The organism is Saccharothrix lopnurensis, assembly GCF_042658445.1.
Taxonomy (GTDB): Bacteria; Actinomycetota; Actinomycetes; order Mycobacteriales; family Pseudonocardiaceae; genus Actinosynnema; species Actinosynnema lopnurensis.
On sequence record NZ_JBHSQO010000031.1, the window covers coordinates 30,606 to 52,856 of the forward strand.

The 22,251-nt window shown below is 73.6% G+C and carries 21 protein-coding genes; 7 read left to right on the top strand and 14 right to left on the bottom strand.

What is annotated here, in order from left to right:
• Positions 1–72: 72 nt before the first annotated feature.
• Complete coding sequence (locus tag ACFP3R_RS25330; RefSeq protein WP_380638981.1) at positions 73–1,416, top strand: alpha/beta hydrolase domain-containing protein; 1,344 nt, start codon at positions 73–75, stop codon at positions 1,414–1,416.
• Positions 1,413–2,702: a hypothetical protein gene (locus tag ACFP3R_RS25335; RefSeq protein ID WP_380638983.1), complete on the top strand. Its 1,290-nt coding sequence runs from the start codon at positions 1,413–1,415 to the stop codon at positions 2,700–2,702. The genes ACFP3R_RS25330 and ACFP3R_RS25335 overlap by 4 nt, the downstream gene beginning before the upstream one ends.
• 24 nt (positions 2,703–2,726) lie before the next feature.
• Here the strand turns inward: ACFP3R_RS25335 and ACFP3R_RS25340 are convergent, their stop codons facing one another.
• The gene (locus ACFP3R_RS25340; RefSeq protein ID WP_380638985.1) at positions 2,727–3,377 is read right to left on the bottom strand and encodes a hypothetical protein; all 651 of its coding nucleotides are present in this window, start codon (positions 3,375–3,377) and stop codon (positions 2,727–2,729) included.
• Positions 3,378–3,585: 208 nt separating this feature from the next.
• Between ACFP3R_RS25340 and ACFP3R_RS25345 the strand changes: the two genes are divergently transcribed.
• Positions 3,586–4,005, top strand: coding sequence for a DUF2000 domain-containing protein (locus tag ACFP3R_RS25345; protein ID WP_380638987.1), 420 nt, complete (start codon positions 3,586–3,588; stop codon positions 4,003–4,005).
• A gap of 84 nt (positions 4,006–4,089) precedes the next feature.
• Here ACFP3R_RS25345 and ACFP3R_RS25350 read toward each other — a convergent pair whose 3' ends face one another.
• From ACFP3R_RS25350 to ACFP3R_RS25385, 8 genes are read right to left on the bottom strand one after another with little or no spacing between them, the layout of a single operon-like run.
• Positions 4,090–5,151, bottom strand: a complete 1,062-nt coding sequence (locus ACFP3R_RS25350) for a histidinol-phosphate transaminase (protein WP_380638989.1) — start codon at positions 5,149–5,151, stop codon at positions 4,090–4,092.
• Positions 5,148–6,110, bottom strand: a complete 963-nt coding sequence (locus ACFP3R_RS25355) for an ornithine cyclodeaminase family protein (RefSeq protein ID WP_380638991.1) — start codon at positions 6,108–6,110, stop codon at positions 5,148–5,150. The genes ACFP3R_RS25350 and ACFP3R_RS25355 overlap by 4 nt, the downstream gene beginning before the upstream one ends.
• A 10-nt stretch (positions 6,111–6,120) precedes the next feature.
• Positions 6,121–6,726, bottom strand: a complete 606-nt coding sequence (locus tag ACFP3R_RS25360) for a hypothetical protein (protein ID WP_380638993.1) — start codon at positions 6,724–6,726, stop codon at positions 6,121–6,123.
• Between the two features lie 9 nt (positions 6,727–6,735).
• On the bottom strand, positions 6,736–7,719 hold the full coding sequence (locus tag ACFP3R_RS25365) for a branched-chain amino acid transaminase (protein WP_380638995.1): 984 nt from the start codon (positions 7,717–7,719) through the stop codon (positions 6,736–6,738).
• Positions 7,716–9,134, bottom strand: a complete 1,419-nt coding sequence (locus tag ACFP3R_RS25370; protein WP_380638998.1) for a phenylacetate--CoA ligase family protein — start codon at positions 9,132–9,134, stop codon at positions 7,716–7,718. The genes ACFP3R_RS25365 and ACFP3R_RS25370 overlap by 4 nt, the downstream gene beginning before the upstream one ends.
• Positions 9,135–9,150: 16 nt before the next feature.
• Positions 9,151–9,492 carry a Dabb family protein gene (locus tag ACFP3R_RS25375; protein ID WP_380639001.1) on the bottom strand — a complete coding sequence of 114 codons (342 nt, stop codon included), beginning with the start codon at positions 9,490–9,492 and terminating at the stop codon, positions 9,151–9,153.
• A complete protein-coding gene (locus ACFP3R_RS25380) occupies positions 9,489–10,595 on the bottom strand; it encodes a chorismate mutase (RefSeq protein WP_380639004.1) in 1,107 nt (368 codons plus the stop codon). Before ACFP3R_RS25380 ends, ACFP3R_RS25375 begins: the two co-directional genes overlap by 4 nt.
• Positions 10,596–10,630: 35 nt before the next feature.
• Positions 10,631–11,512 carry a phenylalanine 4-monooxygenase gene (locus tag ACFP3R_RS25385; protein ID WP_380639006.1) on the bottom strand — a complete coding sequence of 294 codons (882 nt, stop codon included), beginning with the start codon at positions 11,510–11,512 and terminating at the stop codon, positions 10,631–10,633.
• A gap of 270 nt (positions 11,513–11,782) precedes the next feature.
• Here ACFP3R_RS25385 and ACFP3R_RS25390 point away from each other — a divergent pair, with 270 nt between their 5' ends.
• Positions 11,783–12,412 (top strand): LysE family translocator, encoded by a 630-nt coding sequence (locus ACFP3R_RS25390; protein ID WP_380639009.1) that lies wholly within the window; start codon positions 11,783–11,785, stop codon positions 12,410–12,412.
• A 48-nt stretch (positions 12,413–12,460) separates the two neighbouring features.
• Here the strand turns inward: ACFP3R_RS25390 and ACFP3R_RS25395 are convergent, their stop codons facing one another.
• Positions 12,461–13,177: a hypothetical protein gene (locus ACFP3R_RS25395; RefSeq protein ID WP_380639012.1), complete on the bottom strand. Its 717-nt coding sequence runs from the start codon at positions 13,175–13,177 to the stop codon at positions 12,461–12,463.
• A gap of 1,056 nt (positions 13,178–14,233) precedes the next feature.
• On the opposite strand from ACFP3R_RS25395, the gene ACFP3R_RS25400 reads away from it, so the two are divergent.
• Positions 14,234–15,160: a LacI family DNA-binding transcriptional regulator gene (locus tag ACFP3R_RS25400; protein WP_380639015.1), complete on the top strand. Its 927-nt coding sequence runs from the start codon at positions 14,234–14,236 to the stop codon at positions 15,158–15,160.
• Here ACFP3R_RS25400 and ACFP3R_RS25405 read toward each other — a convergent pair.
• The 4 genes from ACFP3R_RS25405 to ACFP3R_RS25420 all read right to left on the bottom strand — a co-directional run bounded on the left by ACFP3R_RS25405 (position 15,103) and on the right by ACFP3R_RS25420 (position 19,193).
• On the bottom strand, positions 15,103–16,122 hold the full coding sequence (locus ACFP3R_RS25405; RefSeq protein ID WP_380639017.1) for a LacI family DNA-binding transcriptional regulator: 1,020 nt from the start codon (positions 16,120–16,122) through the stop codon (positions 15,103–15,105). The genes ACFP3R_RS25400 and ACFP3R_RS25405 overlap by 58 nt on opposite strands.
• Before the next feature lie 7 nt (positions 16,123–16,129).
• Positions 16,130–16,963, bottom strand: coding sequence for a carbohydrate ABC transporter permease (locus tag ACFP3R_RS25410; protein WP_380639020.1), 834 nt, complete (start codon positions 16,961–16,963; stop codon positions 16,130–16,132).
• Positions 16,960–17,838, bottom strand: coding sequence for a carbohydrate ABC transporter permease (locus ACFP3R_RS25415; protein WP_380639023.1), 879 nt, complete (start codon positions 17,836–17,838; stop codon positions 16,960–16,962). The genes ACFP3R_RS25410 and ACFP3R_RS25415 overlap by 4 nt, the downstream gene beginning before the upstream one ends.
• Positions 17,839–17,906: 68 nt before the next feature.
• Positions 17,907–19,193 carry an extracellular solute-binding protein gene (locus ACFP3R_RS25420; protein WP_380639025.1) on the bottom strand — a complete coding sequence of 429 codons (1,287 nt, stop codon included), beginning with the start codon at positions 19,191–19,193 and terminating at the stop codon, positions 17,907–17,909.
• A 141-nt stretch (positions 19,194–19,334) separates the two neighbouring features.
• Between ACFP3R_RS25420 and ACFP3R_RS25425 the strand changes: the two genes are divergently transcribed.
• Complete coding sequence (locus ACFP3R_RS25425) at positions 19,335–21,377, top strand: beta-galactosidase (protein WP_380639028.1); 2,043 nt, start codon at positions 19,335–19,337, stop codon at positions 21,375–21,377.
• Positions 21,378–21,549: 172 nt separating this feature from the next.
• Positions 21,550–22,248, top strand: a complete 699-nt coding sequence (locus ACFP3R_RS25430) for an ATP-binding protein (RefSeq protein ID WP_380639031.1) — start codon at positions 21,550–21,552, stop codon at positions 22,246–22,248.
• The last annotated feature ends 3 nt before the right edge of the window (positions 22,249–22,251 follow it).

Sequence of the window (22,251 nt, forward strand, 5' to 3'; positions counted from 1 at the left end):
CGGCACGTGCTGGCGCCCGTCACCGGCGGCCGGCAGGTTCGCAGGTGCCCTGCCCCCGACGAGGGAGTCGGTATGTCGCTCAGGCGCTTGGTCCCGCTCGCGGCCCTGCTGGGGCTCCTGCTCCCGACCGCCCCCGCCACCGCCCTCGCGGCGGCGACCGAACCGGGGCCGCGGGTGGTCGGCCCGCTGCCCGGCGCGCTGCCCGGCGACCGGCTCGCGGACCGGATCGAGGACACCTACCCGTTCTTCTCCACCCCCGACGACCTGGCCGCCGCCGGCTACGTCGAGCAGGAGTTCCACGTCTCCGGCACGGCCGACGGCTTCGCCACCGACGGCGCGCCGGTGGCCGCCGACGTGCCCTACGCGACCCGGGTCGTGGTGCGGCGGCCGGCGCACGCGCGCGATTTCAGCGGCACCGCGCTGGTCGAGTGGCAGAACGTCACCGCGGGCTACGACCTGGACGCGCTGTGGCACGCCGAGTCCGTGGTGCGCGAGGGCCACGCCTGGGTCGGGGTGTCGGCGCAGCGGGTCGGGGTCGACCAACTGCGGGCGTGGAGCCCGGCCCGCTACGGGGGCCTGGACGTGACCGGCGGGGGACGCCTCACCGCCGACGAGCTGTCCTACGACGTGTTCACGCAGGCGGGCCGCGCCGTCGCGAACGGCTCGGTCACCGGCGGGCTGCGCCCCCGGACGCTGCTGGCGATCGGCGCGTCGCAGTCCGCCGCGCGGATGACCGTGCTCTACGACCGGGTCCTGCCCGCGCGGGAGCCGGTGTTCGACGGCTACGGCTTCGTCGTCGGCCCGGCCCCGACGCGGGTCGGCGCGGAACCGGTCTTCCAGGTGCTGTCCGAGACCGACGTCCGCACCTCCCAGCGGCCCCCGGACACCGACCGGTTCCGCCGCTGGGAGGTGGCGGGCGGGGCGCACTCCGGCCACGCCGGCCAGGTCTACCGGGCCCCGATCTCCGAGCGCGACCTCGGCGGCGCGCCCGCGTACGACTGCGACCGGCCGCCGTTCAGCCGGGTGCCGGTGCACCACGTGACCGCGGCGGCCCACGAGCACCTGCGGCGGTGGGTCGAGCGCGGCACCCCACCGCCGACGGCGCCGCCGCTGGAGTTCGAGGCCGACGGCGTGACCAGGAAGCGGGACGCACTGGGCCTGGCGCTGGGCGGCATCCGGCTCTCGCAGGTCGCCGCGCCGACCGCGCTCAACACCGGCGACAACTCCGGGGAGGCGTTCTGCCGGCTGTTCGGCACGCACGTCCCCTTCGACGAGCAGACCCTGGCGAGGCTCTACCCGGACCGCGCCGCCTACGTGCGGCGCGTGGTGGCCGCCGACCTCGCCAACGTCCGCGCGGGCCACCTGCTGCCCGCCGACGCGAAGCGGAACCTGCGCGACGCGGTGGGCGCGCGATGAGGCTCCTGCTCGCGATCGCGCTGCTGCTGCCCGCGACCGCGGTCCCGGCCCACGCCGAGACCCGCACCCCGGTCGTCTTCGTGCACGGCCAGCAGGGTTCGGCGCAGCAGTGGCAGTCCAACGCCAAGCGGTTCGCCTCCAACGGCTTCCCGGACCGCCTGCTGCACGCCTACGAGTACGACACGGGCGTGGCGACCAACGACCAGGCCGTCACCGGGCTCGACGCGTTCCTGGCCGACGTGCGCGCCCGCACCGGTTCGCCCGTGGTGGACGTCGTCGCCCACTCGCGCGGCACGACCGTCCTGCACACCTTCCTCGCCACCCCGGAGCGGGCGGCCCTGGTGCGCCGGTACGTCAACGTGGACGGCCGCTCCAGCGCCTCGCCGCCCGGCGGGGTGCCGACGCTGGCGCTGTGGGGGAGCCTGCAACCGACGGGGTCGATCGGCGGCGCCACCAACGTGTACCTGACCACCCTCGGCCACACCGAGACCGCCACCTCGGCCGACGGGTTCGCGCACGTCCACCGGTTCCTGAGGGACCGGGACGCCCTCACCACGCGCGTGTTGCCCGAGGCCCCGACCTCGGTCGAGATCGCCGGGCGGGCCACCTACTTCCCGCGCAACACCGGCGTGGAGGGCCTGCTGGTGGTGTGGGAGGTCGACGGCCGGACCGGCGCCCGGCGCGGCCTTCCCCGGCACACCGCGCGCACCGCGCCCGACGGCTCGTTCGGCCCGCTGCCGGTCGTCGGCGGCAGGCACCACGAACTGGTGCTGTTGCGCGAGGGGGAGCCGACGCACCATTTTTACTTCGAGCCGTTCGAGCGCGACGACCGCTTCCTGCGGCTCCAGGTGTCGGTCCCCGGCGGCATCGGGGACCAGGTCGACCGGTGCCCGACGCACACCGCCGTCACCGTCGTCCGCAACCGCGAGTGGTGGGCCGACCAGCCCGCCGACAACGACCGCCTGGAGTTCGACGGCGTCGACGTGCTCGCGCCGGCCGTCGCGCCCCGGGTGCGCCAGGTGCTGGCGGCGTTCGTGTTCGACGACGGCTGCGACCTCGCGTCCACGCCCGGCGCGGTGGTGCCGCCGTTCGGCTCACTGCCGTTCCTGACCGCGACGGACACCTACCTGCCCGCCCGCGCCGACGCCGCCGGGGCCCTCCTGATCACCCAGGTCGCCCGGGGCACGGGCGGTGGGTCGCGCACGGTCGCGGTGCGGAACTGGCCGTCGGACCGGCACTCGGTCAGCGTGCAGTTCAAGGACTACCTGGACGTGCGGGTGGGCTGAACGAACCCGGGCGGGTGCGCCGGATCAGGCGGTGGTGGGCTCCTGGAACAGCACCGCCGGCGCGCTCGTCCGCGGGCGGGGCGCCACGACCTCCGGCGCCTTGAACGCCGTCTCGTCGAAGGCGGGTCCGCCGGGCGCCTGGTTCCCCGCCGTGCGGTTCCCCGCCGTGTGGTTCCCGGGAGCCCGGTTCCCGGGCGCCTGCTCACCGAAGGGCTGCTGCGCGAAGGGCTGCCTGCTGAACGCCTCCTGCTCGAACACCTGCCGCCCGAGCGGCTGCTGCCCGAACGCCTCCTGCCCGAACGCCTCCTGCCCGAGCGGCTGGTGGCCCGCCGCGGCGCCCCCGAACGCGGTCTCGTCGAACGTGGTGTCGGCGGGGGCGTCGAGCACCACCTCCACGGCCACCGGGGCGACGGGCGCGGCGTCGGCGGCCAGTTGCCGCTGGGCGCGGTTGATCCACAGCAGCCACATGGACTCGTCGCGGTGACCGCGGTGCTCGGCCTTGAGACCGGCCAGCGCGCCGCGGACGCGCGCCGCGACCACCGGGTCCTCCCGCACGACGGCCCAGACGGCGCGGGCGACCGCGTCCCCCGCCTTGACCATGCCGCGCACCTGCTCTAGCAGTTCCGCTGCGGGCAGGGTCGCCCACGCCGCCGCGATCCTCTGGGCCTTCGTCACGTGGCCATCATTACCCGCTGTGAGCCCTCCGGTAGACAGGACTTCGTGTAATCCACGTCTCGTTTGCGGAACGGAAAAGCCGAAGAGGGCCTGTTGGGCGAAGTTCGAATCCCCACCGCAGCCGGTCGATCACCCCCCGGCACCCCCCAACAGTACCACCGGTCCGCCCCACGGCATCGATCAAGATCACCATTGGTACGGTGGCGCCATGGTGGTCAACGCACCCGACAAATGTGTGATCGTCGTCGACGGTGAGCTGCCCGTGGGGCTGGCGCTCAACACCGCGGCGATCCTCTCGCTCACCATCGGCCGCCACGTCGACGGCGTGCTGGGGGACGACGTGAAGGACGCCGACGGCTTCCTGCACCAGGGGATCACCGGCATCCCCGTCCCGATCCTGCGCGGTGACACCGCCTCGCTGGCCTCGCTGGTGGTGAGGGCCGCGGCGGTGCCCGAGGTGTTCGTCGTCGACTTCACCCGGACCGCGCAGACCTCGCGCACCTACGACGAGTACATCTCGCGGATGTCCGAGATCGGCACCGGCGACCTGCCTTACGTGGGGGTGGGCCTCGCCGGGCCGAAGAAGCCCGTGGACAAGCTCGTGGGCAACTTCGGCCTCTACCGGTAATTCGGTGGACCGAACGATCCGGTGGACCGGTGAATTCGGTGACGAACGGGGGTGGCCGGGCCGGCCACCCCCGCCGACCGGCTCTCAGGCCCGCACCAGCGCGTCCTCCAGCACGGTGACCACCCGGGCGTTGGCCTCCGGCGTGCCGACGGTCAGCCGGATGCCCTCACCGGGGTAGAGGCGGGCCATCAGACCCGCCGCCTCCAGGGTCGCCGCCACGGGCGCCGCGCGCGGTCCCAGCGGCAGCCACAGGAAGTTGGTCTCGCTGGGCAGCACCGGCACGCCGCGCTCGGCCAGCGCCACCCGCAGCGCGTCCCGCTCCCGCACGATCCCGTCCACGCGGGCGAACAGCTCGTCCTCCACCGCCAGCGACGCGATGGCCGCGCGCACCGCGATCCCGTTGACCCCGCAGGGGACCGCGCACTTCCGCAGCGCCGCGCTGATCACCGGGTGCGCCACGCCGTACCCGACGCGCAGCCCCGCCAGCCCGTACGCCTTGGAGAACGTGCGCAGCACGACCACGTTGGGGTGGTCGCGGTACAGCGCCACGCCGTCCACGCCGGAGTCCGAGAACTCGTGGTACGCCTCGTCCAGCACCACCAGCACCGAGGACGGCACGGCGGCCAGGAACGCCTCCAGGTCGGCCGGCCGGACCGAGGTGCCGGTGGGGTTGTTGGGCTCGCACAGGAACACCAGGCGGGTCCGGTCCGTCACCCGCGCGGCCATGGCCGCCAGGTCGTGCGCGCCGTCGCGCAGCGGCACCTCGACCGCCCGCGCGCCGGCGATCCGCGCCACGATCGGGTAAGCCTCGAACGACGGCCACGCGTAGACCACCTCGTCGCCGGGTTCGAGCACCGCCTGGGCGATCTGCTGGTAGATGCCCACCGAGCCGGGGCCGGTGACCACGTCGGACTCCGGCACGCCCAGCCGCGCGGCCAGCGCGGCCACCAGGTCGCCCGGCATGATCTCCGGGTAGTGGTGGGCGACCCGCGCCGCCCGCGCCACCTCCGCCAGCACCGACGGCAGCGGCGGGTACGGGTTCTCGTTGAGGAACAGCCGGTGCGAGGTGCCGTCCGCCCGCGCGACCGGCGGTTTCGGCACGTACAGCGGCACGGTGTCCAGCGCGGGACGGGGTACCGGCGTCATCTTCCCTCCAGCGCGGCGCGGGCCACGTAGAAGCCCGACATGGTGTCCTGCACGGCCAGGCCGAGCGATTTGTAGAGGGTGGTCTCGTCGGCCGAGCCGCGGCCCGGGTGCCCGCCCAGCAGCACCTCGCCCAGCTCCGCCCGCACGTGGTCCGGCCCGATCAGGCCCTCGGCCAGCGGCGCGCGCAGGTCGCCGGACTCGGTGGCCGCCGACTCGCGGCTGTCCACGAACACGGCCGCGTCCGCGACCACCCGCGACGCCAGCTCGCGCGCGTCGGCGAACGAGCCGCCGACCACGTTGAGGTGCGCGCCGGGCGCGACCCAGCCCGGCTCGACGATCGGCTCCTTGCTCGCCGTCGTCGTGCAGACCAGGTCGGCGCCCGCCAGGGCGGACCGCACGTCCGGCGCCACCTCGACGTCGACGTCCAGCTCCGTCGCCGCCCACTCCCGGTAGGCCGCGGCGTGCTCCGGCGTCCGGCTCCACACCCGGACCCGGCGCAGTTCGCGCACCGCGGCCATCGACCGCAGGTGGCTCCGCCCCTGCACGCCGGAGCCCAGCACCGCCAGGTCGCCCGCGCCCGCCGGGGCCAGGGCGTCGGTGGCCACGGCGGACACCGCGGCCGTGCGGATGGCGGTGATCGCGCCCGCGTCCATCACGGCCAGCGGCCGCCCGGTGTCGGGGTCGAACACCATGACCACGCCGATGTGCAGGTCCAGGCCGCGGGCCGGGTTCTCCGGCTTGAGCACCATCGCCTTGAGCCCGAACCCGGCGTGGCCGTCGCCCGCGACGTGGCACGGCATGGTGCCGAGCAGCCCCGTCTCGGTCGGCGGGCGCAGGATCGTGCGCAGCGGCTGGGTCACCAGGCCCGAGCTGTACCGGCGCATCGCCTCGGCCATCAGGTCGATGGCCGCCTTCACCGGGTAGAGCCGGTGCACTTCGTGCTCGTCGAGGAACAGCATGGGACTCCGATCAGGCCGGCGCGGCCGTGAACACCGACCACAGCATGCGGATCGTGCGGGTGCGGGAGATGAACTCCAGGTCGTAGGCCGCCGCCGAGGGCTGGGTGGTCAGGGCCAGGTCGACGACGCCGTCGCGGACCGCGATCGCGGCGGCGCTGGTCGAGGTGACCTTGACCGTCTCGTGGCCGGTGAACCGGTCCGGCAGCAGCTGCGCGACCAGCGGCAGCGGCGCCGGGTGGGTGGCGATCCGCGGCGCGGCGGGCACCTCCGCGCCACGCCGCCGGGCGATGCCGTACAGCGGGGTGTCCCGGATGAACGCGCCGGCCAGCGCGAGCCGCGTGTCCATGTAGAAGGCGCTGACCGCCGCGTACGCGCTGGCCACCACGACGTGGCTCACGTCGCCCGCGCGCAGCGCGTCGCCCGCGTCCTCGTAGGTGTCGAACAGCCGGACGACGGGGTCACCGCTGCCCGCGAAGCCGTGCCAGACGTGCCGGGCGGCCTGCTCGCTGCTCGTGCCCACCGGGCCGAGGGTGCCCACCGACCGGACCGGCACGTCGCGGGCCGCCAGCACGGATAAGCGCGGTTCGGCCAACAGCACGGGTTCTGCCAGTGACATCTGCTCTCCCTAAGCGTTCCGGGGCACGGGCACGCGGGTGAGCCAGTGCTCGTGCCGTTCGTCGCGGCCGCGCACCAGGTCGTGGTAGCGGCGGCGCAGTTCGGTGGTGACGGGGCCGGGTTCGCCGCGGCCGACCGGCCGTCCGGCGAGCTCGACCACCGGGGTGACGCCCAGTCCCGTGCCGGTGAGGAAGACCTCGTCGGCCAGCAGCAGGTCGGCGGGCTGGAGGTCGCGTTCGACGTGCTCCAGGCCGAGGTCGGCGGCCAGCACCCGCACGGTGTCGCGGGTGATGCCCTCCAGGATGTCGGCGTCCGGCGGCGGGGTGACCAGCGCGGTGCCGCGCACCGCGAACACGTTGGCCGTGCTCGCCTCGGCGACGCGGCCGCGGTCGTTGAGCAGGATCGCGTCGTCGTAGCCCGCCGCGCGGGCCTCGTCCACGGCCAGCGCGTTGTTCAGGTAGGCGCCGGTCGCCTTGGCGCGCACCGGGATCGACCGCGCCGACGGCCGCGCCCACGAGCTGATCGCGCACCGGACGCCGCCCTCGGGGGAGTAGGCGCCCAGCGCGAACGCGATGACCGACAGCCCGTCGGAGTTGCCCCGCAGCGACACCCCCGGCGGGGTGCCGGGCAGCAGCCGGTGCTTGTAGGCCAGCGGCCGGACGTAGGTGTCCTGCACGACGCCGTTGCGGGACAGCAGCTCCACGACGATGCCGGCCAACTCGTCCACGTCGTGCGGCAGGTCGATGCGCAGCAGCCGGCACGACCGCTCGAACCGCGCGAGGTGGTCGTGCAGGCGGAAGACCGCCAGCTCGGCGCGGTCCGGCACGACGTGCGCGCGGATGCCCTCGAACACGCCGGTGCCGTAGTGCAGCCCCTGCGTGGTGACCGGCAGGGTGGCCTGCGCCATCGGCACGAAGCCGTCCAGGTGGTAGGCCCACGCCGTGGTCACCGGCCTGCTGCCGGTGCGCTCGGCCGGTGCGGTCCCGGCGGTCACGGCGCCGACCTCGCCGACGCCAGGGCGCGGGCCGTCGCGGTCTCGGCGTCCACCTCCGACCGGTTGTCCACCACGCGCGCGGCCTTCCAGCTGACCATGGCGCCGGTGCCGGTGATGCTGCCGAAGCGGTCGTGGCCCACGCTCACGTCCACGCCCAGGACGTCCCGGCAGTGCTCCCGGATGGCCGGGTCCACCCGCGGCGGCTCGCCCTCCGCCGCCTCCAGCTTGAGCACGAGCCGGTCGGCGCCCGCGCCGTCGGTGTCGATCACCACCTGGTAGTCCAGGTAGCCGCGGACGTGCCCGAGCAGCAGGTTCTCCAGGTCGTAGCCGCTGATCGGGCGACCGCCCACGACCAGCTCGTCACGGGTGCGGCCGAGCACCTCCAGCCGGTCGGCGGGCAGCGTGGCGGCCCCGTCGCCCGCGGTGAGCCGCACCAGGTCGCCGGTCCGGTAGCGCACCAGCGGCTTCGCGCCCTGGTACAGCGCGGTGACCACCAGCTCCCCGGTCCGCACGCCGCCGACCGCCGCGGTGGGCGCGCCCGTGATCGGGTCGACCACCTCGTAGTGGTTGATCAGCGGCGCGGTGTAGAGCCCGCCGTCCTCGCCCGCCGCGCCCAGCACGGACGCCTCCTGCGAGGCGTACAGGGCGTTGTAGGCGCGGGCGCCCCACACCTCGCCGATGTTGGCCAGCAGCTCCGGCGAGGCCAGCTCGCCGGTCAGCATCAGCACCCGGACGCGCAGGTCGCGCCGCGGGTCCAGGCCCGCCGCGCGGACCCGCTTGGCGAGCGTCAGGGCCATGCCGGGGGTGCAGAACAGGCCGGTGATGCCGAGTTCGCGCAGCACCGTGATGGCCCGGTCGAAGCCGACCATGGGGGAGTGCGGCCACATCTTGGCCACCGCCAGGCCGAGGTTGCGGCACACGTCGCCGAACGTGTCGCCGAACGCGTGCAGCTCCGTGGGCCCGGACACGCCGATGACCTGCTCGTCGCCGTGCCGCCGGAAGATCGTGTCGTAGTGCACGGTCAGCACGGTGTTGTTGGCCAGCGAGTCCACGTTGTCGCGCGGGCACGGCGTCGCGGCGCCCGTGGTGCCCGTGGTCTCGTAGAAGATCCACGCCTTGGACAGCGGCCGGCAGAGCAGGTCGTGCCGCGCGGACCGCAGGTCGTCCTTGGTGGTGAACGGGACCGAGGTCCACGCCGCGCCGGCGGAGGACGTGATGCCCGCCGGGTCCACGTGCGCCAGGCGCTCGCGGTAGAACGGCGAGTTCTCCCGCGTGTACGCCACGGTGGCCCGCAGCGAGGCGACCCGGTGGGCCTCCAGGCGGTCCGCGTCCCAGCCGCCCGCGGCGAACTCGCGGTGGTCGTCGCGGAAGCGCCGGGCGACCTCGGCCAGTTCCTCGTTGAAGATGGTGAACATCGTTCGGCTCCCGGGGTCAGCCTGCGGCGGTGACGGGCACGTCGTTGGTCACCACGGTCGCGTCCTGCTCGACGACGTCCGCGATCACCCACTCGCTGATCTCCCGCCACCGGGCGATGGCGTCCTGGTGGAACGGGTGGACCATGTACCGCCCCAGCGCGTCCTCGTCCGCGAGCAGCCCGACCACCACGAAGTCGTAGGCCACCGGCCGGTCGGAGATGTTGCGGCCCGCGTACCAGTACCGCAGGTCGGGGACCTCGTCGCCGACCCGGCGCGCGACGGCCTCCGCGGCCAGCGCGGCGTCGTCCTCCCACGACACGCCGGGCTTGAACCTGAACAGCACGATGTGCCGGATCATGCGTCTCCTCCGAAGAAGGTGAGGTCGGCGTCCTCGGCCACGTCGCCGTGCCGGGCGGCGAGCTTGGCGAAGTGCCGGATGCCCGCGAGCTGCCGCTCGCCGAGCGAGTGGTCGAGCGTGCCCAGGTAGCGGGTCAGCTCGTCGCCGCTGAACAGGCCGTTGTGCGCCAGCGACTCGGCGACGTCCGCCAGGTTCGCGGCACCGCGCCCCGCGGCCTCCAGCAGCACGGCGTGCGCGGCCCGCACGTCGTCGGGCCGGCGGGCGGCCGTCGACCGGCGGACCGCCCACACCGCGAACACCATGGGCAGCCCGGTCCAGTCCCGCCACAGGGCGCCCAGGTCGTGCACGCGCAGACCCGGCCGCGGGTGCAGCGTCTCGGCCAGCGCCGCGTCGCCGATCAGCACCGCGCCGTCGGCCTGCCGCAGCATGTCGGCCAGCACCGGCGGCTCGACCCGGTACTCGACGTCCACGCCCGCCCACTCGGCGAGCAGCACCGTCGCCAGCAGCGCCGCGGTGCGGCTGGTGGACCCCAGCGCCACCCGGCCGCCCGCCAGGTCCTCCAGCGGGCCGCGGGTGAACAGCTGGCACGACAGGACCGGGCCGTCGCTGCCGATCGCCAGGCCGGGCAGGGCCAGCAGCTCGTCGTGGTGCCGCAGGTACTCCACGAGACTGATCGGCGCCACGTCGACCTCGCCCACCAGCAGCGCGGCGGCCATGGCCGCCGGGGTGCCGGTCTCGGTGGGCACGTCCGCGAGGCCCCACCGCACGGTGCCGCAGTTGGCGAAGGAGAACGTGCCCAGCCGCAGCGGCCCGGTCTCGGGTTCGATCGCGTGGTGCGCGCGTTCGGCGCCGAGCCTGCCCCGGCAGATCTCCAGCACCGTCGAGCTGAGCGTGGTGCCCGCGCTGCCGAACTCGCTGCGGTAGCGGCGGAAGATCTCCCGCTCCCGTGCGGTGTCCGTGCGCACACCGCCGTTGGCGAGCCGGTCCCGCTGGATGCCCGCGGAGATGCGCCGCCGCTCGTGCAGCAGCGCGATCAGCTTGGTGTCGAGATCGTCGATCCGGCTGCGCGCGGGGGTGACGTGCGTGCCTGTCCGTACGGCCACTGAGAACTCCCAGGAGATGTCGGGCCGGTGGTTTCCTAGAAAGAGACGCCGATGCGGTCCGGGTCCTCGTCGTCCACGGTCAGCAAGAATTCCGAGAAGAAGTCGTGGACGTGGTCGATCGACCGTCCCGCGAACAGCACGTGCTGGTAATCGGTGATGTCGTACTCGGTGGTCGCCATGCCTTTGAGGTCCAGCGGTCGGATGTCCGCCCCGCGGAATTTCTCCAGTTCGCCGAACGAGGACAGCAGGCCCGCGCCGTAGGCCCTGGGCTGCCCCTTCTCCTCGATCACGCCGTACTCCAGGGTGAACCAGAAAACGCGCGAGACGAGTTCGACGGTGCGCGGCAGGGTGACCCGCCGCACGGCTTCGCCGGTGAGCCGGTAGAGCTCGGAGACCTTGGGGTTGCCCAGTGCCGGCGCGTGGCCCACGAGCTCGTGCACCACGTCCGCCTCGGGCGAGAACAGCGGCTGCGAGTGGTGCCGGATGAACTGGGCGGCGAAGAACTTCCGATCCGCCTGGACGCCGTAGAACTGCTCGATCGGCACGAAGCCTACGGCGGGTTCCAGGGCGAACCCGGACATCGCGGTGAGGCGCTCGGTCACCTCGTTGAGCTGCGGCACCCGGTCGGTGGGCAGGTCCAGCTCGGCGGCCCACCGGACCACGTCCGCGGCCGCGTACTCGTCGTGCCGCTCGGCCAGCGACCGCTGGATCACCCGCCAGGTCTCGTTGTCCTGCTCGTGGTAGTCGATCTCGGGCGCGGGCGTGCCGTAGACGTGCCGCGCGCCCTGGTGGGCGATGCGGTTGCGGCGCTCGGTGTACTGCTCGTCGCCGTGCGCGGGGTGGTTCGCCGGGAACGCGTAGCGGGGGTAACCCGATTCGTCGTAGGTCATCGGCGCGTACAGGGCGACGTCGTCCATGTGATCCCACCCGTTTCCGCTCGGGGGTTCGGCTCGTTGTCTGAAAACGAATCGAACCGAGACCCGGAAATCAGTGACGGGCTCAACGTAAGCACGGCACAATTTGCCGTCAACTGGGGTCCGGGGTCGTCACCGGGGTGGCCCAGCCGGTGCCACCGGGGTGGCCCACTTGGAAAAGTTTCCAAAGTTTCCAAACTTCTCCACCTACCCCGACCGGGCGGTGTCGCGCACTTCGCGGTCCGGGACCTGCCGTGCTGCTATCGTCTGGGCATGTTCGCGACGCTGATCGCATTCGCCGGCGTGTCGTTGCTCGCCACCTTGATCCCGGGACCGGACACGGCGGTCGTGATCAAGCACTCGCTGGGGCGCGGGCGCCGGGCGGCGATGGCCGCCGCCGCGGGGTGCAGCACCGGTCAGGTCGGGTGGGGGCTCGCCTCCATCGCGGGCATCGCGGCGCTGCTGGCCACCTCGGTGGTGGCGTTCACCGTGCTGAAGTGGATCGGCGCGCTGTACCTCTGCTACATCGGCATCCGGTCGTTGATCAGCGCCATCCGCCCGGACGGGTCGGCGGACGCGACCGGCGCGCGGGCCGTCCCGCCGGGCGGCGTGGCCGCGTCCTACCGGGACGGTCTGTTCACCAACGCGCTGAACCCCAAGACGGCGCTGTTCATGTCGGCGCTGCTGCCGCAGTTCACCGGACCGGGCGACCCGGCGTGGCTGCCGGTCGCGCTGGTGGCGGTGACCGCGGTGGTCAGCTTCGGCTGCATGTCCGCCTACGCGCTGGTGTTCGCGAAGATCGGCGACGTGCTGCGGCGCCCGGTCGTGCGGCGGACCGTCGACGGCGCCATGGGCGGTGTGCTGGTGAGCTTCGGCGTGGGCCTGGCGTTCAGCCACGCGTGAGGTCGGCCGCGCGTGGGTCGGCTCCGTGCGGGTCGGCCGCGAGTGGGGTCAGCCGCGCATGAGGTGGGCCGCCCAGCCGTAGAGGTGCCGCGGGCGCCCGGTCTTGCCGTACTGCACGGTCATCACGGCCGAACCCCGGTCCACCAGCTGCTTGAGGTAGCGCCGGCTGGCCACCGCGGACAGCTTGCACAGCTCGCCCACCTCGGAGGCCGACAGCGGGCCGGGGTTGTCGCGCAGCGCCGTCGCGACCAGGCCGAGCGTGGAGGTGGTGGACGGCCGCGGCTCGTCACGCGGACCGGGATCGGCAGGGCGGTCGTCGAGCAGGTCCTCGGGCAGGTGCTCGGGCGCCTCGCGTTTGAGGCGCCACCGGACGAGCCACGCCTCCATCAGGTTGCGCAACGTCTGCGGTTCCACCGGTGCCACCAAGCAGGAGAACACGCCCGACCGCGCCACGGCGAGCACGAGTTCCGGCCGCGGCCGCGTGACGATCAGGAGCACGTCGCACCGGTGGCGACCGTCCTCCCGCATCCGCCCCAGCAGTTCCAGCACCTGCTCCTCGGCATCGGTCTCGCAGTACACCAGGGCGATGTCCGGCCGCAGCGCCCTCATCACGTCCGGCGCCCCGGCGTCGGCCCGCACCACTCCGGCGATCTCGAGCTCCTGGAGCGCCTCCACGGTCCACAAGAAGGTGAGCAGGTCATCCGTCCCGCCGACGGCCAGCACGCGGGCACGCTCCCCGGTGTTGGTCGATCGTGGAACGGTCACTCCCAAGCCCTCGGCCACTGTCGTGTCCCCCTGGACGACGGGTCGATGTTGTGTCGGCTGCTCCACCGGTGCTCGTCGACACCGAGCAGCCACGGGATGTGCGGTCACGGATTTGTGACCCCCCAGGTCGAACTGTTGCCACACTACTGCGGCCCGCAACGGGTTCCCACCGACCGGGACCGCGTGGGCGACCGGTGGGGGCGGGTTCGCGGGCGCTGGGACGGCGTCACCCGGCGCGCGGTGCCGCCGACCGGGGGACCACGCGCGGCGGGGCCCCGAACGAGCCGCGTCTGCCCTGGTGGAGGTGCCGTCACCCGGTGTGCCGCAGCGGCGCGGCGTCGGACGGGACCGGTCGGAGCAGGGCCGGGGTACCGGATCGTGGGAAATTCCTCACGGTCAGTGGCCATCGCGGTCGCGACCACCGCCGTTTTACGCCGAACGGCCTGCCCGGCGACTCCACACCGCGAGGAAGCGCGAATTGGAACGGAACAGCGGTGATACGTATCACACCTTCGGGAAGGCGCATCGGGCGGGTGTAACGACCGGGGGTCGGCGGGCGACCCGATGTGGGTTGCGCGGTGGGTTGCGCGGTGGGTTGCGCGGTGGGTTGCGCGGTGGGTTGCGCGGGAAGGTCGCCGTCTGTCCTCAGTGGACCTGTCGCCCGGCTGCCGGGTGCCCCGATGCCGCTCCCGGCCGGATTCGGCGGGGTGTCCCGGCCGACCGCGCCCCCCGCCCGGAGTTCGCCCGAAGGTGCGTATTCACCTTTGGGCGGGAGTGGGGTTGTCCGTGCGCCACGCGGGCCCGCGGAATAGTTCAACCGCTCACCCAAACACGTTTGAGGGGTGGGCGCCGGAGGCGAATCGCTTCGATTCGCCGAGCCGCGTCCTGCCTGGTGGCGTCGTGCGGCGGCGGTCGTACTTGCGAAACTATTCACATTCGTGAACATTTCTCGTAAATGTTTCGCGTTTCGACCACTGAATTGATTTCGTCATTGACTTCCCGGGGCGGGGTCTGCATGTTGGGAGGCCCCCGTCCCCTCGTCACAGGAGTCACGACGTGGTCACCCTCGCCGAGGTAGCTCGGCACGCAGGTGTCGCCGTGAGCACGGTGTCGTACGCGCTCAGCGGCAAGCGGTCGGTGTCGCCCACCACCAGGCGGCGCGTGGAGGAGAGCGTGCGCCGGCTCGGCTACCCGCCGCGCAGGCACGACGGCCTCGTGCTCGCGGTGGTCGTCCCGCCCGGGTTCGACGCCGGGTCCGGCTGGCTGGAGGCGTTCCTCGCCGCGGCCGCCGCCCGCGCCCGGCGCGACGACGCCTCCCTGGTCGTCACCTCGTCGGTGGCCGACGCGGAGGGGCACGACGGCCTGGTCGTGCTGGCGCCCGCCACCGCCCCGTTCGGGGCGGAGGTGCCCGTGGTGCTGGTCGGGCCCGGCTACGTCGACCAGGTGAGGGTGGACGTGGACCGGGCGGAGGCCGGTGAGCTGTGCGCCGACCACCTGGCCGACCTCGGCCACCGGGTGGTGGCGTTCGTGCACGGGGAACCGCTGGCGGAGTTCTTCTGCGGCCTGGCCCGCGCCTGCCGGGCCCGGGGCGTGGAGGTCCGGCCCCACCGCTGGCCCGCCCCGGACCTGCTCGGGGACACCGCCCGGCCCACCGCCTACGTGGCCGACGGCGGCGCCGTGCTCCGCGGTGTGCTCGCCACCCTGCGCGCCGGCCGGGTGCGGGTCTCCGAGGACGCCTCGGTGGCCGCCCTCTGCCCGGACGAGGTCGCCGAACCCGAGGGCGTCACCTCGGTCTCGGTGTCGCCCGCCGAACTGGGCGCGGCGGCCGTCGGGGCGGTGCTGGACGACCGGGCCACCCGGCTCCTGCGACCCCGCCTGGCGGTCCGGGGCGGCGGCGCGCGGCGCGACCCGGCGACCGGTGGGCCTCAGGTGGAGTCGCGCACGACCAGCTCCGTCGGCAGGATCGCCGCCGCGGGCGGGTGACCCGCGGTCAGGTCCAGCAGCAGGCGGACCATCTCGCGGGTGATCCGCTCGAACGGCTGGCGGACCGTGGTCAGCGCCGGCCTGGTCGAGCGGGCGGTCACCGAGTCGTCGAAGCCGCCCACGGCCACGTCCCCCGGCACGCGCCTGCCCGCGTCGTGCAGCACGTCCAGCGCACCGGCGGCCATCAGGTCCGAGGCCACGAAGACCGCGTCCAGGTCGGGCTCCCGGGCCAGCAGCCGGGCCATGGCGGCCTCGCCGCCGGCCCGGCTGTAGTCGCCGTGCTCGACCAGCGACGCGGCGGCCCCGGCGCCGACCACGTCCCGGTAGCCGGCCAGCCGCTCGACCCCGCCGGGGGTGTCCGGCGGGCCGGTGATGGTGGCGATCCGCCGCCGGCCGCGTTCCCGCAGGTGCTCCACCAGCCGGCGCGCCCCGGCGCGGTCGTCGGCGGCGGCGTAGGCGATGCGCCCCTCGTGGCCCAGCGGCTTGCCGCAGGCCACCACCGGGATGCCAGTGTGCCGCAGGTCCTCCAGCAGCGGGTTGCCGGTGTGCGAGGACACCAGCAGCACGCCGCCGACGTGCCCGGCGGCGATGAACCGGCTGGTGCGCTCGCGCTCGACGTCGCTGCCCGCGGTCATCAGCAGCAGCGGCACGTCGTGCTCGGCCAGCGCCTGCGTGCAGCCCTGGAGCAGGACGCTGAAGTTGGGGTCCTCGAACAGCCGCTGCTGCGGCTCGGTGAGCACGAACGCCACCGAGTGCGCCCGCTGGGTCACCAGGCTGCGCGCCGCCGAGTTGGCCACGTAGCCGGTGGTGCGCACGGCCCGGCGGACCGCCTCCAGCGAGCCGGGGCTGACGTTGCGCCCGCCGTTGAGCGCCCGGGACACCGTGCCCCGGGACACCCCGGCGACGGCCGCCACGTCGTGGATGGTCGCCCTGTGCCGGGCCTTGTCGCGATCGCCGGTCATACCTTCCTCACGCCTTCACCGAACCCGAGATCAGGTCGATCCGCCAGTACCTCTGGAGCAGCAGGAACAACACGATCAAGGGTAGGACGGACAGCAGCGAACCGGCGATCACCAGGGTGTAGAGCGCCGGGACGGTGCTGCCCTGGTTGAGCAGCGTGTAGAGGCCCAGGGTGACGGGGAACTTCCGGTCGTCACCGAGCATGATGAACGGCAGCAGGAAGTTGTTCCAGATGGACACGAACTGGAACAGGAACACCGTGACCAGGCCGGGGAGCATCATCGGCAGCGCGATCGAGGTCAGGATGCGGGTCTCGCCGGCCCCGTCGGTGCGGGCGGCCTCCACCACGTCGTCGGGCACGGCCGCCGCCGCGTAGACGCGCGCCAGGTAGATGCCGTAGGGGCTGATCACGCTCGGCAGCAGCACCGACAGGTGGGAGTCGGTCAGCCCGAGCTCCGAGAGCAGCAGGTACTGGGGGATCGCCAGCACCACCGAGGGCACCAGCACGCCCGCGATGAGCGCGTTGAAGAACAGGTCCCGACCGCGGAAGGAGAACTTGGCCAGCGCGTACCCGGTCACCCCGGACACCGCCGCGGACAGCAGGGCGCCCAGGCCGGCGTAGAGCGCGGAGTTGGCCATCCAGGTCAGGAACAGCCCCTCCCGGTAGGCGAACAGGTCCCCGAGGTTGGCCGGCAGGGACGAGCCCGGCTCGAACGTCGAGGTGGCGAACAGCTCGCCGCTGCTCTTGGTGGCCGCGACCACCACCCACGCCACGGGGAGCAGGCAGTACAGCGCGCCGAGCAGCAGCACCAGCGTCGGCAGCAGGGGGCGGCGGCCGGTCACCGCAGGCCACCGAACCGCCGCGTGGCGCGCAGCAGGCCGAACGAGATCACGGCCGTGCCCAGGCCGATCAGCACCGAGGTGGCGGCCGCCGAGTGCACGTCGCCCCGGGCGAAGGCGTCCTGGTAGACCTTCATCAGCGGCGTCCAGGTGCGCGACAGGGAGTTGGTCAGCGGGGCCAGCGTGGTCGGCTCGGCGAACACCTGGAGCGTGGCGATGACCGAGAACAGGGTGGTCAGCACGAGCGCGGGCGCGAGCAGCGGCACCTTGACCCGCAGCGCCACCTGCACCGGCGTGCAGCCGTCGATGTGGGCCGCCTCGTACAGCTCGCGCGGGATCGCCCGCAGCGCCGTGTGGAGGACGACCGTGTTGTAGCCTACGCCGCCCCACACCGCGATGTTGGCCAGCGCGAAGTAGATGCCGGTGGGGGACAGGAAGTCGGCCTCCGGCAGCGACAGCGCGCGCAGCGCCTGGGTGAACGGGCTGGTGGTGGGCAGGTACAGGAAGCCCCACAGCACGGTGGCGATGACGCCGGGGATCGCGTAGGGGAGGAAGATGGCGAGCCGGGCGAAGCCGCGCGCCCGCGCGCGCTCCTCGTCCAGCAGCAGCGCGAAGACCAGCGCCAACCCCAGCATGGTCGGCACCAGGATGCCGCCGTAGACGAGCACCCGCACCACGCCCGCGCCCAGTTCGGCGTCGGTGAGGGCGCGCGCGTAGTTGCCCAGGCCGGCGAACACCTCGCTGCGGCTGCCCCTGCCCAGGCCCAGCCCCCTGACCTCGACCCGGAACAGGCTCAGGTACGCGGTGTAGCCGATGGGCAGCAGGAACGTCAGCGCGAAGAGCACGACCGCCGGGGCGGCGAAGGCGTACGGCGCCACCCCGGTGGTCGTCGGACGGGAGGTGGTCCTGCGCCGGGAGGTGGTACCGCGCCGTGCGGCGGCCCTGTTCATCCGACCGAGAACCCGTTCGCCCTCAGGTCGGCCAGGGTCGCCTCCTGCACCCGCGCCAGCGCGGGCACCAGGTCCGCACCCGCCGTGATCGCCTCGCCGAAGGCGTTCTTGTAGGTGGTGTAGGCGACGTTCACGTTGGGGCCCCAGGTGAAGCTCGCCGCGGTGTCCGCGATCTCGGCGGCGCGGGCGTAGAAGTCGGGCTGGTTGGCGAAGAACGCGGGCGGTTCGCTCAACGCGCCCCCGGTCTGCGCGGCGGTCGCGGCGGGGTAGACGCCGCTCTCGGTCACCAGCGCGGCGACGGCCTCGGGATCGGTGTTGAGCCACACCGCGAACTCGGTGGCCGCCCGCTGGTGCGCCGAGCCGGCGGTGACGGCCGTGGTGGAACCGCCCCAGTTGCCGGTGCGCGGCGACGCCGGGTCCCACTGCGGCATCGGGGCCATGGCCCACTTGCCCCTGGTGCCCTCGGCGTTGCCCTGGAGCACGCCCGGCGCCCACACGGCGCTGAGCCAGCCGATCTGGACGCCGTCGTTGAGCGCCTTGTTCCACTCCGGGGTGTACATCGGCGACCTGTCCACCGCGCCCTCGGCGACCAGGCCGCTCCAGTACGAGGTCACCTTGCGCGACGCCGCGTCGTCGACGCCGACCTTCCACCGGTCGCCGTCCACCGACCACCACTGGCCGCCAGCCTGCTGGACCAGGCCGGCGAACCAGCCCGGGTCGTTGGAGGAGAAGGTGCCCAGGAACCGGTCGGGCGCCTTGGCCCGCAGGTCGCGGGCGGTGCGGGCGTACTCGTCCCAGGTCTTCGGCACGGTCAGGCCGTACTGCTCGAACAGGTCGGCGCGGTAGTAGAACATCATCGGGCCGGAGTCCTGGGGCACGGCGTACACGCCGCTGCCGCCCAGCGTGACCTGGTCCCACACGCCGGGCGCGAACTCGTCCGCCGCGTCCCCGACGGCCCCGGAGACGTCGGCCAGCACGTCGTTGCTCACCAGGGTCGGCAGCGCCTGGTACTCGACCTGGGCCAGGTCCGGCGGGTTGCCGCCCTTGGCGCTGGTGAGCAGCTTGGTCACCAGGTCGTCGCCCGACGCCTGCTTGCTCACCACCACCCGGGCGTCCGGGTGGCCGGCGTTCCACTTCTCGACCACCTCCTCGATGTTGGGCGCCCAGGACCAGAAGGTCAGCTCGACGGGGCCGTCGGCGTCCTCCGCGCCACCGCCGCAGCCGGCGAGCAGTGCCAGTCCGAGTCCGACGGCGAGGGACTTCTTCGCCAGATCGAGTCGCATGGGATCTCTCCGGGGTGTACGCGTCGCCGACGCCCTTGCCGGCGGGAACCGCGCTGTGAACGTGCACAGTAGTTTTGCGGGCCGGGACCGTGTCAACCACTTGACATCGCGTTGTTGCACGTCGTTAATCAGCGTTGAAGGGTGTGCACGTTCACAGTCGCGGGGGTGTTCATGGCGTTCGGGGTCTCGCGTCCGGGTGGTCCTCCCTGGCCGGTGGGCGTGGACGGGCTGGTGTACGGCGGCGACTACAACCCGGAGCAGTGGCCCGAGCCGGTGTGGGTCGAGGACGTCGAGCTGATGCGCCGGGCCGGGGTCAACCTGGTCAGCGTCGCCATCCACTCGTGGGCGCTGCTGGAGCCGCGCCCCGGCGAGTTCGACCTCGGCTGGCTGGACCGGCTGCTCGACCTGCTGCACGGCGCGGGCGTCTCGGTCAACCTCGCCACGCCCACGGTCGTGCCGCCCGCCTGGCTCTACCGGACCCACCCGGAGATCCGGCCGGTGACCCGCGAGGGCGTGGTCCTCGACCTCGGCTCGCGCGCGACGTTCTGCCCGAGCGCGCCCGCCTACCGCGAGGCCGCCGCGCGCGTCACCCGGACCCTGGCCGCCCGCTACGCCGGTCACCCCGCCCTGGCGCTGTGGCACGTGCACAACGAGTACGGCGCGCCGCTGGGCGCCTGCTACTGCGCGGAGTCGGCGCGGGCCTTCCGCCGCTGGCTGCGCTCCCGCTACGGCAGCCCCCAGGCGCTCAACGCCGCCTGGGGCACCGCGTTCTGGGGCCAGCGCTACGACGACTGGGACGAGGTCGAACCGCCCCGCGCCACGGCCACCGCGAACAACCCGGCGCAGGAGCTGGACTTCCTGCGGTTCTGCTCCGACGAGCTGCTGTCCTGCTACCGCGCCGAGCGCGACGTCCTGCGCGAGCACTCGTCGCTGCCGGTCACCACCAACTTCATGACCACCAACTGCCGGTCGATCGACTACTGGCGGTGGGGCGCGGAGGTCGACGTGGTGGCCAACGACCACTACCTCACCGCCGAGGCCGAGCGGCCCCACGTGGACCTGGCCCTGACCGCGGACCTGACCCGCGCGGTCGCCGACGGGCAGCCGTGGATGCTGATGGAGCACTCCACCAGCGCGGTGAACTGGCAGCCGCGCAACCTCGCCAAGCGGCCCGGGGAGATGGCCCGCAACAGCCTGGCGCACGTGGCCAGGGGCGCGGACGCGGTGATGTTCTTCCAGTGGCGGGCCTCCCGGTCCGGCGCCGAGAAGTTCCACTCCGCGATGCTGCCGCACGCCGGCACCGACAGCCGGGTGTGGCGCGAGGTGGTGCGGCTGGGCGAGGACCTGGCCTCGCTGCGCGAGGTGCGCGGCAGCCTGGTGCGCGCCGACGTGGCGGTGGTGTGGGACTGGGAGTCGTGGTGGGCGCTGGAGCTGCCCTGGCGACCCTCGGTGGACCTGGGCTACCGGGAACGGGTCGGCGCGTTCTACGAGCAGCTGTGGGACGCCCACCTGACCGCGGACTTCGTCCCGCCGGAGGGCGACCTGTCCGAGTACCGGCTGGTCGTGGTGCCCTCGCTGTACCTGACCACCACCCCGGCGGCGAAGGTGCTGTCCGACTACGTGGCGGGCGGCGGCACGCTGGCCGTGTCGTACTTCTCCGGCGTCGTCGACGGCAACGACGTCGTGCACCCCGGCGGCCACCCCGGCGCGCTGCGCGAGGTGCTCGGGCTGACCGTGGAGGAGTTCCTGCCGCTGCGCCGGGACGAGCGGGTCGCGCTGACCGGCGGCCTCACCGGCGACGTGTGGGCGGAGGACATCAGGCCGGCCGGCGCCCGGTCCGTGCTGGACTACGCCGACGGCCCGGCCGCGGGCGGACCCGCCGTCACCCGCAACCGGTTCGGCGCGGGCAGCGCCTGGTACCTGTCCACCCGGCTGCGCGGCGAATCGCTGGCCGGGGTGCTGCGGCAGGTCCGCGACGACGCCGGCGTGGTGCCCGTCGACCTGCCCCGGGACGTCGAGGTCGTGCGCCGCCACGGCGTCCACGCGGACTACGCCTTCGTCATCAACCACACCGACGTCGCCGCCGAGGTGGCGCTGAACGGGGTCGACCTGCTCACCGGCACGGCCTGGCCCGCCGGGACCACCGTGCCCGCCGGCGGGACGGCCGTGCTGCGCCTGGAGTGACCCGGGGTCCTCGACCAGGGGTGACGCCCCGCCGGCGCACCCCGTTCGACCGGGTCTTCACCCACGATTGCCCGCACCGCGCGGCGGGTAGCCTGCCGGGCACGCGGAGCCGGACGGCGGGATGGGGAGGTCAATGCAGGTGGGAAGCAGGTTGCACTGCGAGGTGCGACCGGTGGGGGATTGCCTCGTGGTGCGCCCGGAGGGCGTGCTCGACCTGGCCAACTACGCGTCGTTGCGCAACACCCTGCTCAAGTGCGCGGTCGAGCAGCCGCGGGGTGTGGTGGTGGACCTCGGGGACCTGGAGGTCCGGGACGAGTGCCTGCTCAGCGTCTTCGCCGCAGTGTGGCTGCGGACCTGCGACTGGCCGTCGGTGCCGCTGCTGCTGGCCGGGGCGGCCGAGCAGCTGCCGCGGGGCACGGCGCTGCGCCGGTACGTGGCCGTGCACGCCACCGTCGAGGACGCGTTGGCGCACGTCGGCGGGCCCGCACCGTGCCGGCGGGCGCACCGGGTGCTGCCCCCGGCCCCGGGCAGCCCCCGGGTGGCGCGGGCGTTCGTCCGCGAGCTCTGCGCGGACTGGTCGGTGCCGGCGGCGGTGGTCCACACGGCGGTCCAGGTGGCCTCGGAGCTGGTGACGAACACCGTCTGCCACACCGTGTCGGAGGCCAGGCTGAAGCTGGAGCTGCGGCGCGGCGTGCTGACCGTCGCGGTCGGCGACGACGATCCCACGACCGTGGTCCTGCCGGACCCCGGCGGTTCGCCGCAGCGCGGCACGGGCCTGCTCGTCATCGCGCAGCTGGCCCGGACGTGGGGTTGCGTGCCGGACCCGGCGAACGGGCGCAAGGTGGTCTGGGCGGTGCTGGACGCGGCGTGAGGC

What these genes read in the sequence shown, in the direction of transcription:
- ACFP3R_RS25330 (WP_380638981.1), top strand. Translation starts at nt 73, where the DNA reads ATGTCGCTCAGGCGCTTGGTCCCGCTCGCGGCCCTGCTGGGGCTCCTG.
- ACFP3R_RS25335 (WP_380638983.1), top strand. Translation starts at nt 1,413, where the DNA reads ATGAGGCTCCTGCTCGCGATCGCGCTGCTGCTGCCCGCGACCGCGGTC.
- ACFP3R_RS25345 (WP_380638987.1), top strand. Translation starts at nt 3,586, where the DNA reads ATGGTGGTCAACGCACCCGACAAATGTGTGATCGTCGTCGACGGTGAG.
- ACFP3R_RS25350 (WP_380638989.1), bottom strand. Translation starts at nt 5,151, where the DNA reads ATGACGCCGGTACCCCGTCCCGCGCTGGACACCGTGCCGCTGTACGTG.
- ACFP3R_RS25355 (WP_380638991.1), bottom strand. Translation starts at nt 6,110, where the DNA reads ATGCTGTTCCTCGACGAGCACGAAGTGCACCGGCTCTACCCGGTGAAG.
- ACFP3R_RS25360 (WP_380638993.1), bottom strand. Translation starts at nt 6,726, where the DNA reads ATGTCACTGGCAGAACCCGTGCTGTTGGCCGAACCGCGCTTATCCGTG.
- ACFP3R_RS25370 (WP_380638998.1), bottom strand. Translation starts at nt 9,134, where the DNA reads ATGTTCACCATCTTCAACGAGGAACTGGCCGAGGTCGCCCGGCGCTTC.
- ACFP3R_RS25375 (WP_380639001.1), bottom strand. Translation starts at nt 9,492, where the DNA reads ATGATCCGGCACATCGTGCTGTTCAGGTTCAAGCCCGGCGTGTCGTGG.
- ACFP3R_RS25385 (WP_380639006.1), bottom strand. Translation starts at nt 11,512, where the DNA reads ATGGACGACGTCGCCCTGTACGCGCCGATGACCTACGACGAATCGGGT.
- ACFP3R_RS25390 (WP_380639009.1), top strand. Translation starts at nt 11,783, where the DNA reads ATGTTCGCGACGCTGATCGCATTCGCCGGCGTGTCGTTGCTCGCCACC.
- ACFP3R_RS25405 (WP_380639017.1), bottom strand. Translation starts at nt 16,122, where the DNA reads ATGACCGGCGATCGCGACAAGGCCCGGCACAGGGCGACCATCCACGAC.
- ACFP3R_RS25420 (WP_380639025.1), bottom strand. Translation starts at nt 19,193, where the DNA reads ATGCGACTCGATCTGGCGAAGAAGTCCCTCGCCGTCGGACTCGGACTG.